Here is a 10,633-nt window from a genome sequence, read left to right on the forward strand (position 1 = left end):
GTCGTGAGCCAGAGTCGAATATGCAGAGTGTAACATTCCTGCCTGCGTTGTCGTTGTGCCCGCTGAGAGGTTGGGATCTCAGTCGAAGAAATCCCGCAGATCGCGCACTTCGTAATCAGCGAGTTGCTGCCAGGGGAGCTGAGCAGGCAGCTTGCGCAGGGTCACCTCCATCCGGTAGCTGCGATAGCCGTCGAGACTGGCCGATTCGACCACCAGCGGGATCTGCCACTGACTCGACCAGAGAATGCGGGTTCGTTGCTGCCCTTCGCGTTTTTCATACCAGCGGGCCTGCTCGGGGGCGGCCTCATCCAGCGGAGTCATCCCCTCGATCAGCACCGGGTTGACGAGATGGCGGATCCGCAGCCAGTCGGGCTTGAAGGCCACCTGGCCATACTCTTCCACCGGCACTTCAACCAGCTGGTTGTGCCAGCTGTCGGCATAGCGCAGCTGAAGTTCACCCTCATCACTGCGGCTGACCCAGCGGGCCGCCATCTGGTGGGTAAAGTGCTTGTGGCCGGGCGTGGCGTCGTGAGTGGCATGATAGGCTCGGGCAAGGGGGAGGGGAATGAGCCGCTGGCTCCACACCTGATTGCCCACGCGCAGCCACTTCTCTTGCCAGACACTCTCTCTGGCGATGCCATCGCTGCCGGTATTCCGGTCGTGATAGCTGATCCGGGCGGCGAGATCCGGGGGCGTGTCGTCAGCATGCAGGGGGAAGGCGAGGGGGCTGCCAAGCAGCCATAACGAAAGCAAAAGTCGCATCATCATCTGTCGCTCGAAAGAGCCGGGGCCCGGGCCGCTGAGTCGATTGCTCAGATGCACCCGGGCCCCTGCTGCTTACAGGCCGAGCGCCTCCCGCAGTTTGCCAAACACCTTGGTGTTATCCAGCGTGCCTTTGAAGCGGTTGCTGCCGGCGCCATCGGCAAACAGCATCACATCGCCGCCGCCGTGGGTTTCCGATGTCAGTTTGACGCCGGTCTCCTGCAGGTAGTCATTGGCCATCACCTGATCGCTGGTGAGGACCGGGCGCACATCGGGGCGGTTGGGGCCGTTACCGAACACCAGGGTGGTGAAGGGCTTGCCATCCACATCGTTCTGGGTCGAGCCATCGCCATTTTTAACCAGGTCGAGCACCGGATTGCCCTTGGCGGAGTAGCCGTTAATGGTCATGGTATGGTCATGGTCGGCGGTGACCACGATCAGGGTATTGTTGAGATCCACTTTACCCAGCGCCGTCTTGACCGCCTCATCCAGAGCCACCGCGTCGGTGAGCGAGCGCTTGGCATTGGTGCCGTGCAGGGCGTGATCGATCCGGCCGCCTTCTACCATCAGGAAGTAACCCTGACTGTTCTTGCTCAGCAGGTCGATCGCTTTGGCGGTCATTTCGGAGAGGGACGGCTGGGTATTGGCAGCCCCCTTGGCGACCCGATCAAGCTCGTAGTCCAAGTGGGATTTGCTGCTGAACAGACCGAGCACCTTACCGCTGGTGACCTTGGCCAGTTCACTTTGGGTGGTGACATAGCTGTATCCCTGCGCCTTCATCTCGGCGGTCAGGTCGCGGTTGTCATTGCGACCGCCCTTGTTGCTGGCGCTGTAGGGGGTCCAGTGGTTGGCACCACCGCCCATCAGCACATCGACCCCATCCCCAAGCGCCTGGTTGAAACCAGTTCCTCCCGGAACAGCTTGTGCGGCGATGTCATAAGCGGCATCCCGATGGCAGATGTGGGCGTAGGTAGCCGCCGGGGTGGCGTGGGTCAGCTCAGTAGTGGTGACGGCTCCGACCGATTTGCCTGCCGCCTTGGCCAGCTCCAGGATGGTGGGCACCGGCTTGCCATTATCGCTGCTGCAATTGTTGACGGTTTTGTTGCCATTGACGTCTTTGCCGGGGGCGACGGCTTTGGTGTCGCTGCTCATGGCGATCACCTCGTTGTTCATCTTGACCCCGGTGGTGTAGGCCGCCATGGAGGGGGCCGAGTCGGTGGTCTGGGCATCGTTGGAGAAGGTCTTGATGCGGGCACTGCGCGGCAGTTTCATCATCTCCAGATTGCCCTCTTCTCCCACCTTGAACAGGCGGGTGGCGGTGAGCACGGTAGGCCCCATGCCATCACCGATAAAGAGAATGACGTTTTTGGCATCACCGGCCTGTGCCTGGGAGGTTGCGCCCAGTGCACTGAACAGGGCGGCGCAGACCAGCGTGTGCTTGATGGATGTGTTCATCTGTTTGCTCATGAAAGTGCTCCTTACAGCTTGGCCGCAGCCTTGATCTTGCCGAACACGGCGGTGTTGTCGAGTGAGCCATGGAAGCTGTCAGCCCCCTTGCCGATGGCGCCGAGGAAGACATCTGTGCCGCCGTGGGTCTCGTTGCCGATCTCGCCCACCTTGACCACCACTTCCTGGTGGTAGTCATTGGCGGAGACGGTGGCATCGTCGAGCGGGGCGACGCTGCTGCGCGGGCCATCCAGCCGGTTGTAGCCGTTGCCAAAACCTATGATGGTGTAGGGCATGCCCTCGCTATCCTTGCTTGGCTCGCCAGTCTCGTAGTTCTTCACCAGCCCGAGTACGCCGGGGTTGTCGGCGGTGGTCTTGCCGGTGCGCTTGGCATAGCCGTTGAGCACGAGCGTGTGGTCGTGATCGGCGGTGACCACGATCAGGGTGTTTTTCAGCTCGGGGTCGCTCTTTTTCACCTCGTCGATGGCGGCTTTGATGGCGTTGTCGAAGGCGATGGTGTCCTGCAGCGCCCGCTTGGCGTTGGTGTCGTGCAGGGCGTGGTCGATGCGGCCCCCTTCCACCATCAGGAAGTAACCCTTCTCTTTGCCCTTGAGCTGCTTGATGGCGGCCAGGGTCATCTGGGCCAGTGACGGCTCGCTGGCAGGGCGGTCCAGGTCATATTTCATGTGGCTGGAACCAAACAGACCCAGCAGCGGCTTGCCCGCATCGGCCTTGTTCAGCTCATCCAGATTGCTGGCAAACTGGTAGCCCTTGGCCTGCATTTCGCTGATGAGGTTGCGGCCATCCTCCCGCTTGCCCTTGTCGGCTTTGGGCAGGAAGAAACTGCTGCCGCCACCGAGCACCACATCCAGCCCCTCCTTGAGGGCGCTGTTGTAGCCTTTGCCGCCCGGTACCAGCTGGACGGCGATATCTGCCTCCAGATCCCGGTTGCAGATATGGGCATAGGTAGCCGCCGGGGTGGCGTGGGTCACCCGGGTACTGGTTACCACGCCGGTACCGCGGCCATCGGCTTTGGCCAGCTCCAGCAGGGTCGTCACCGGCTTGCCGGCGCTCTTGCTGCAGTCGCTCTCATAGGTGGCGTCGCCGTCCATGCTGATGACGCCGTTGTTGCTCTTGACCCCGGTCATGTAGGCCGCCATGGAGGGGGCCGAGTCAGTGACCTGGGCATCGTGGGAGAAGGTCTTGATAAAGGCCGTTTCTGGCAGGGTATCGATGGTGAGATCACCCTCTTCGCCGACACCGTAGATGCGGGCTGCCGTCAGGGTGTTGAGGCCCATGCCGTCACCGAGGAAGAAGATGACGTTGGTGGGTTGGGCTGCGGGCTTGGTCGCCACCGTGTCATTGTCTGATTTGCAGCCGGCAGCCAGGGCGGCGCCGATCATCACTGCAAGTCCTGCCATTTTTCTCATTGGGGTTCGCTCCTTGTAAAACCTGAGCGCAGCCTAGAGGGGGCAGATGACACTTTTACTGACTATCGGTGACGGTTGTGTGAAAAAGTGATGAAAATGTTACACTATATCAATGTGTTATCTGTCAATTGAGCCAGTTGGTCCGGTCGCTTCCGGCAAGGTCGCTCCGCCTCGGCGGTTTGCTGATTTGATGAGGTGATGGTTAGAATGACCTGTCAAAAGAGGCCCGCAGCAGGTAAAATGCGCCCCCTTCGTTCGATGCCCGCGGCAGAGCGCCTGTTGTTCCATGCGCCCGCCCGCAGCCCCCACAGAGAGTAACGGATATGTCCATCAACTGGTTCCCCGGTCACATGCACAAGGCCCGCAAAGAGATTGCCGAGGTCATGCCCCAGGTCGATGTGATCATCGAGATGCTCGATGCCCGCATCCCCTTCTCCAGCGAGAACCCGCTGGTGCCCGAGCTGCGTGGTGATACCCCGGTGATCAAGGTGCTGAACAAGGCGGACCTGGCCGATCCGGCGATCACCGATCTGTGGGTGGCGCACATGGAAAAAGAGAAGGGGATCAAGGCGCTGCCGCTGACGCAACAAGAGCCGGAGAAGATCAAGCAACTGCTGACCCTCTGCCACGAAATGCTGCCGGAGCGCAATTTTGAGCTGCGCGGCGTGCGGGCGATGATCATGGGGATCCCCAACGTGGGCAAGTCCACTCTGATCAATACCCTGGCGGGGCGCATCATCGCCCGTACCGGCAACGAGGCGGGGGTGACCAAGTCCCAGCAGCGGATCAAGCTGGATAACAACGTTATCCTGACCGATACCCCGGGTTTCCTCTGGCCCAAGCTCAACCCGCCCTCCTGTGGTTATCGTCTGGCCATCACCGCGGCCATCAAGGACACAGTGTTCGACTATGCCGATATCGCCATGTTCGCCGCCGATTACTTCATCAAGGCCTATCCGGAGCGGATCAAGGCGCGCTACCAGATTGACGAGTTGCCCGAGACCGAGATCGAGCTGCTGGAGATGATCGCCCGCCAGCGGGCGTTTATGCGCAAAGGGGGGCTGGCCGACTTGCACAAGGCGTCCGAGATCCTGATTAACGAGTTCCGCTCCGGCTTGCTTGGCCGCATCTCGCTGGAGACGCCGGAGATGGTGAGCGTCGAGATTGTCGAAGCTGCCGCAGAAGCCGAGCAAAAAGCCAAAGAGAAGGCCGAGCGGGAAGAGGAGCGTCAGGCCCGCGCCCGTCGCAAGTACGCCCGCAAGCGTCAGAAATAATTATCCTCAGATGTCCCGAGCTTGCCTGACAACGAGCGAGCTTGTGTGACCGAGATGACGGAACACGAAGAGGCGACCCCAGGGGTCGCCTCTTCTGTTTTATCTAGAGAAATCTCCTCCCACTCTGATGGCGTGTCCGCGCCATATAAAGCCATGCCATCAGCCAAAACGATGGCGCGCCGTCTCAAACAGCGACATATGAAGCGGGATCAGCTGTCGCCAGTCGCGGCGATAGCCGCCACCGGGCACCGCCGCGATGGGCAACCCATGCTTGATTGCACAGCCAAATACCATGGCATCGCGCAGGCGAACCCCTGCATCGCTCAAGGAGAGATAACCAAGCTCGTCGGCATGATGCACATCGACGCCCGCCTGATAGAGGATGAGATCCGGCGAATAAAGCCGCAGTGCCAGCGAGAGTGCCTGTTGCAGTGTGGTGAGATAGGCATCGTCCGTCATGCCGCTTGGCAGCGGAAAGTCGAGGTGAGAGGCGGCTTTGTGATGGGGAAAGTTGTGCTCCCCATGAAGGGATAGGGTGATGATATCGCGCCGTCCGGCGCACAGGGCCGCACTGCCATCTCCCTGATGCACATCGAGATCGATGATCAGCACCTGTTCACAGCGCCCCTCGTCGAGGCAAGTCTGGGCGGCAATCACCAGATCGTTGAACAGACAAAAACCGCTGCCGTGATCCCGATGGGCGTGGTGGTAGCCGCCGGAGATCTGCAAGCCGCAGCCCTGCTCAAGAGCATGGCGGCTGGCGGCAATAGTGGCACCGACCGAGCGCAAGGTGCGCTCCATCAGCATGGGTGACCAGGGAAAACCGATCTTGCGGATGGCGCGCTCTTCAAGCTGGCCGCTCAGGGCCGCTGCGACATAATCGGCATCGTGAATGCGACAGATTTGCTCCCGGGTGGCCGACGGCGCTTCGCCAAGGGGGTAACCCTGCACCTGCAGGCGCTCAAACAGCCCCTGATACTTGGCCAGCGGGAAGCGATGGCGTTCGGGCAGGGCCAGGGAGGAGTAGAGGGGGTGATAGAAAATATGCAGTGACATCAGGGCATTGTTCCATCGATGCAGAGATGAACCTGGATATGAAAAAGGGGAGCCAAGCTCCCCTTGTCATTCCCGACGGGTCAGGATGATGTTTCCGGATTACTGCTGCTGGATAACCCAGATCTGGAAGGCTTTGCGGGTTTCCGCATCGGCCTTGTTGTACCAGTTTTGCAGTTGGGTCAGGGCTTCCGGATTGCTTTGCGCCTTGCTGGGCGCGGCTTGGGCCGGTGCGCTGGCGGCAGCCATCACGGCAGCAGAGGAGACGGCAACGGTTTTGGGCTGGTTGAATGCTTTGCCCATGTTGATCAGCTCTTGCTGATAGTCACGGGTCAGCTGGAAGCCCTCTACTTTCGGCATTACGAACTGTTCACTGCTCACTTGCTGTCCTGTGACCTTGTCTTTCAGCGCCACTTTCTGATCTTTCAGGAACTGTTTGGCTTCTGCTTCATTGCGGGGCTTTTTATAGTCCAGCACCAGCTGCTGATTGTCGGCTGCAGTGAAGTTCAGCACCAGCGGCTCGGCGGTCACCAGCTTGATTTCGTTACGGCTGGAGTAGTTGCCTTCAAAGGCGACGACCAACTGGTGCTTGCCGGCAGAGAGGGGGAAGGTGCTGGTTTTGTCGAGCAGCTGGGGGTTGATGGATTGGCCATCAATCAACTGCACGATGTAAGGGGTGGATACTTCCAGTTTGGCATCAGCCAAGGCGCTACCGGCCCACAACAGACCAGCCAGCGCCGGTACCAGAACAGTCAGTTTCATTTCATCTCCTTGAACAGTCAGGCGATTGCCCACTGAAAACAGGGGCTCATTTTTACAGGTTTGGTCTACTGCGGCAATGGCTCTTTCTGGAGGTGTATGTTCGTGCAGTTGTCAGTTCATTTATCAATAACGGCATGCTTATTTATTCGATCCGCCGTGTAAACGGGGGGAGGGCATCAAGTAACCCCTTGCCATAACGTTTGGTCAGCAGACGCCGGTCAAGAATGGTGACTCGCCCCCGATCGGCCTCTTTGCGGATGAGGCGGCCACAGGCCTGGATCAGTTTGCGCGATGCCTCCGGCACCGTCAGTTGCAGAAAGGGGTTGCCTCCTCGCTGCTCCACCCACTCGGCGGTAGCCTCCTCGACCGGCGAGTTGGGCACCGCAAAGGGGAGTTTGGTGATCACCAGATTGGTGAGGTAGTGACCCGGCAGATCCAGCCCCTCCGAGAAGCTGCCGGTACCAAACAGGATGCTGGCTTGACCGCCATCGCATTTCTGCTTGTGCAGGGTGAGCAGGGCATTGCGGGAGGCTTCCCCCTGCACCAGCAGTGACAGTCCCTTGGCTCGCAAGCCAACGGCCACCTCATTCATCTGGCGGTAGGAGGAGAAGAGCACCAGACTCGCCTCCTTGCCCGCCAGAATACGTGGCAGCACGCTGATGAGTTCATTGGTAAAGGCTGGTGAGTTGGGTTCGTGCTCCATCTTGGGCAGATAGAGCTCGGCTTTCTGGTAGTCAAAGGGGGAGCGCAGGCGCAGATAGCGGGTACCGTCGTGCTCCTTGAGCCCCACCTGATGGCGAAAATAACTAAAGGAAGAGAGTGCTGTGAGGGTCGCGGAGACCAGTACGGCTCCCAGACATTTCGACCAGAGCCACTCCTCCAGCAGATAGCCCACCTCTATCGGTGAAGCGTGCAGCCAGATATCGCCGTCATCGCTCTTGGCCATCCAGCGGGCGAGCGGGGTTTTGCCGGTCGGCACATGGCGCCCCAGCATCTCCCAGAGGGCGCAGAAACTCTCCAGCCGCTGCAGATGAAAACCGCTCTCGGCCAGCAGGGGTTCGGCCTCCTTGCGGCGGATCTCGCCATCTTTCAGCGCTTCACCTATGGCCCCTTGCATCCGATCCAGCGCTCGCAGCGCCTTCTTGCTCGACTCCTTGAGATTCTCCGCCAGCATGGGCAGGGGATCCGGCAATACCCCTTCGACGAAGCGGTAGTGGGGTTCCGTGCCAAACAGCCGATCGTTGGCGCTGAGCCACTGCTCGACCGCCTTCAGATCAGGCTGGATGGTGGCCAGTGCATCCTGCAGTTTGAGTTGGGGGTCGAGCAGGCTCTCCTTATTAAGAGTCCGCGCCAGCTTGCCTGCACTTTGTACCAGCTTCTCCAGCCAGCGACGCGAGCCTTTGACGCTGGCCGACGCTGCGCCGTGATCCCGGGCGATGGTGGGCAGGTGATGGGCCTCATCCAGCACATAGATGCACTCATCAGGGGGCGGCAGAATGATGCCGCCGCCCATGGTGAGATCGGAGAGCAGGAGTGCATGGTTGACGACCAGCACATCGGCGCTCTCCATGTCGTTGCGGGCGCGATGAAAGGGGCAGTGCTGGTGATGGCTCAGCGCCTTGTTGCAGGTGTGGCGGTCTGCGGCGATGCGATCCCAGCAAGTGTCGGGAATGGGCTCCGGCCAGTTGTCCCGATCCCCGTCCCACTTGCCATTGGTGTAGGTCTGCCACAGCGCCTGGTAGCGATCCTTGTCGCTGTCCGATGGTTTGGATTTGCTCAAACTGCCAAAGTCGAGCTCGAAGTTGGCCATCTCGGCGCCACTGGCTGCCTGCTCCAGCAGATGCTCGCAACAGTAGCGTTGACGCCCCTTGACCAGCATAAAGCGAAACGGAAGCTCGCTGTGGCGGTGGTAAAAAGGAAGGTCTTTGTGGATCAGCTGCTCTTGCAGGGCCACTGTGGCGGTGGAGATCACTAGCTTCTTCTGGGTGAGTCGCGCCACCGGAATGGCGCCCTGCGCATAGGAGAGGGATTTGCCGATACCGGTGCCCGCTTCGGCAACCAGAATACGGCGTTGTTTGTCGTACTCGCCGGTCAGGGTTTTGGCTATCTCGGCCACCAGAAAGTTCTGCTCTTTGCGCGGCACAAAACCGGGTAATCCATCCGAAATCTGGCGATAGGTTTGACGAATGGTTGCTTTGAGGCGAGTAGAGAGCATGAAGAGAAGGCCAGTTAGGGGTTAATAGAAGGACAAGGATACCCGCAACCCCTCGGTGAGGTCGAGGCAACAGCCATTATCACGGCAGTTTTACGCTGATCAGACCACTTTGGTTGTTTATCAGGTAGTTAGCGTTATTTGCATGCAAAATAGACTATTTGAGTCCAAATAATCAGCAGGATTCATTGTAAACGTTTTCCTTTTACCTTGCCGTCAGGTGAGACTTGGCTCACATTTTTGCCTCCATGACTATGGTTTGCGTAAAAAGTTCCAAGTTTTTTCATTGCGGTTCAAAAAATCCGGTGCTAGTCTCGGCGGCATAGTGATGCAAAGAACATCGCTAACACAGGGAATAACAACAACTTAGTGTTTAATTACAGTAGGCATTGGAAACTATGAAAAAGACAATTCTGGCTATTGCTATTCCGGCTCTGTTTGCATCCGCCGCTAACGCCGCAGTGATCTATGACAAAGACGGTACCACTTTCGACGTATACGGCCGTGTACAGGCTAACTACTACGGTGAGCACGATGATACCGATGGCGAGCTGATTGGTTCTTCCCGTCTGGGCTGGTCCGGTAAAGTTGCTCTGAACAACACCTGGTCCGGTATCGCCAAGACCGAGTGGCAAGTTGCTGCTGAAAACTCCGACAAGGGCAGTGACGGTAAGTCTAGCAAGTTCGATGCTCGTCATATCTATGCAGGCTTTGACGGCACCCAGTACGGTAAAATCATCTTCGGTCAGACCGACACTGCTTTCTACGACGTACTCGAGCCGACCGATATTTTCAACGAGTGGGGCGATGCGGGTAACTTCTATGACGGTCGTCAGGAAGGCCAGGTTATCTACTCCAACACCTTCGGTGGTTTCAAAGGTAAAGTTTCCTACCAAACCAATGACGACGTAGCGGTCAAGATCACTGACGTTGGTCAGAAGGTCAAAGAAGATGCCATCTTTGGTTCCGACGTTAAGCGTAAGAAAGCTTATGCCGTTGCCGCCGGTTACGATTTTGACTTCGGCCTGGGCTTCAACGCCGGTTATGCCTACTCCGACCTGCAAAACAAAGTTAATGGTCAGACTGGTAAGAAAGACGAGTGGGCTATTGGCGCGCACTACGCTATCAATGGCTTCTATTTTGCCGGTGTTTACACTGAAGGCGAAGTGAAGAACAAGAGCCTGGGTCTGAAAGATGACGGCCGTGGTTACGAGCTGGCTGCTTCTTACAACGTAGATGCTTGGACCTTCCTGGCTGGTTACAACTTCAAAGAAGGCAAGGCCAACGCTCAAGCTGCCGGTTCTACTTACAAGGATCTGGTTGACGAGACCCTGCTGGGTGTTCAGTACGCTTTCACTCCGAAGCTGAAAGCTTACACCGAGTACAAGATCCAGGGTATCGAGAAGCATGACGACGAGTGGACTGTTGCTCTGCAGTACAACTTCTAATAAGTTGAACAAGAGTAATATCCAGGCTTGAGTCTTTGACCAGGCTACAAATGGCCGAGATAATTTCTCGGCCATTTTCTTTTTTGGCGACAGCGGATTGGCGCCATGATAAATCGCCGGATTGCTGTGTTAAGTGATCTTTGGCAAACCATTTGTCTCGGTTAATCTCTCCTGCTTCCTGCTTCCTGCTTCCTGCTTCCTGCTTCCTGCTTCCTGCTTCCTGCTTCCTGCTTCCTGCTTCCTGCT

General features: G+C 58.2%; 8 protein-coding genes. 2 read left to right on the top strand and 6 right to left on the bottom strand.

Annotated features, from left to right (window positions below; translation table 11 throughout):
* Window positions 1–78: 78 nt before the first annotated feature.
* The 3 genes from G5380_RS18330 to G5380_RS18340 all read right to left on the bottom strand — a co-directional run bounded on the left by G5380_RS18330 (window position 79) and on the right by G5380_RS18340 (window position 3,638).
* Window positions 79–765, bottom strand: a complete 687-nt coding sequence (locus G5380_RS18330) for a hypothetical protein (RefSeq protein WP_159159262.1) — start codon at window positions 763–765, stop codon at window positions 79–81.
* A 72-nt stretch (window positions 766–837) separates the two neighbouring features.
* Window positions 838–2,229, bottom strand: coding sequence for an alkaline phosphatase (locus G5380_RS18335; protein WP_103250647.1), 1,392 nt, complete (start codon window positions 2,227–2,229; stop codon window positions 838–840).
* Window positions 2,230–2,240: 11 nt separating this feature from the next.
* Window positions 2,241–3,638: an alkaline phosphatase gene (locus tag G5380_RS18340; RefSeq protein ID WP_421208172.1), complete on the bottom strand. Its 1,398-nt coding sequence runs from the start codon at window positions 3,636–3,638 to the stop codon at window positions 2,241–2,243.
* Between the two features lie 323 nt (window positions 3,639–3,961).
* Between G5380_RS18340 and ylqF the strand changes: the two genes are divergently transcribed.
* Entirely contained in the window at window positions 3,962–4,912 is a 951-nt protein-coding gene (ylqF, locus tag G5380_RS18345) for a ribosome biogenesis GTPase YlqF (protein WP_005334061.1), read from the top strand.
* 159 nt (window positions 4,913–5,071) lie between these two features.
* On the opposite strand, the gene G5380_RS18350 is transcribed toward ylqF, so the two are convergent.
* From G5380_RS18350 to dinG, 3 genes are all read right to left on the bottom strand, one after another.
* Window positions 5,072–5,968, bottom strand: a complete 897-nt coding sequence (locus tag G5380_RS18350; protein ID WP_421352985.1) for a histone deacetylase — start codon at window positions 5,966–5,968, stop codon at window positions 5,072–5,074.
* Window positions 5,969–6,067: 99 nt separating this feature from the next.
* A complete protein-coding gene (locus G5380_RS18355) occupies window positions 6,068–6,727 on the bottom strand; it encodes a DUF2057 domain-containing protein (protein WP_216954052.1) in 660 nt (219 codons plus the stop codon).
* 142 nt (window positions 6,728–6,869) lie between these two features.
* On the bottom strand, window positions 6,870–8,942 hold the full coding sequence (dinG, locus tag G5380_RS18360) for an ATP-dependent DNA helicase DinG (protein WP_421352986.1): 2,073 nt from the start codon (window positions 8,940–8,942) through the stop codon (window positions 6,870–6,872).
* A 395-nt stretch (window positions 8,943–9,337) separates the two neighbouring features.
* Between dinG and G5380_RS18365 the strand changes: the two genes are divergently transcribed.
* Window positions 9,338–10,387: a porin gene (locus G5380_RS18365; protein WP_088869706.1), complete on the top strand. Its 1,050-nt coding sequence runs from the start codon at window positions 9,338–9,340 to the stop codon at window positions 10,385–10,387.
* Window positions 10,388–10,633 lie beyond the last annotated feature (246 nt).

Origin of the sequence: Aeromonas sp. 604443, from assembly GCF_049170315.1 — a bacterium.
GTDB classification, from domain to species: Bacteria; Pseudomonadota; Gammaproteobacteria; order Enterobacterales; family Aeromonadaceae; genus Aeromonas; species Aeromonas veronii_A.

Coding starts and splice junctions, on each gene's coding strand:
- G5380_RS18330 (WP_159159262.1), bottom strand. CDS start 765: ATGATGCGACTTTTGCTTTCGTTATGGCTGCTTGGCAGCCCCCTCGCC.
- G5380_RS18335 (WP_103250647.1), bottom strand. CDS start 2,229: ATGAGCAAACAGATGAACACATCCATCAAGCACACGCTGGTCTGCGCC.
- G5380_RS18340 (WP_421208172.1), bottom strand. CDS start 3,638: ATGAGAAAAATGGCAGGACTTGCAGTGATGATCGGCGCCGCCCTGGCT.
- ylqF (WP_005334061.1), top strand. CDS start 3,962: ATGTCCATCAACTGGTTCCCCGGTCACATGCACAAGGCCCGCAAAGAG.
- G5380_RS18350 (WP_421352985.1), bottom strand. CDS start 5,968: ATGTCACTGCATATTTTCTATCACCCCCTCTACTCCTCCCTGGCCCTG.
- G5380_RS18355 (WP_216954052.1), bottom strand. CDS start 6,727: ATGAAACTGACTGTTCTGGTACCGGCGCTGGCTGGTCTGTTGTGGGCC.
- dinG (WP_421352986.1), bottom strand. CDS start 8,942: ATGCTCTCTACTCGCCTCAAAGCAACCATTCGTCAAACCTATCGCCAG.
- G5380_RS18365 (WP_088869706.1), top strand. CDS start 9,338: ATGAAAAAGACAATTCTGGCTATTGCTATTCCGGCTCTGTTTGCATCC.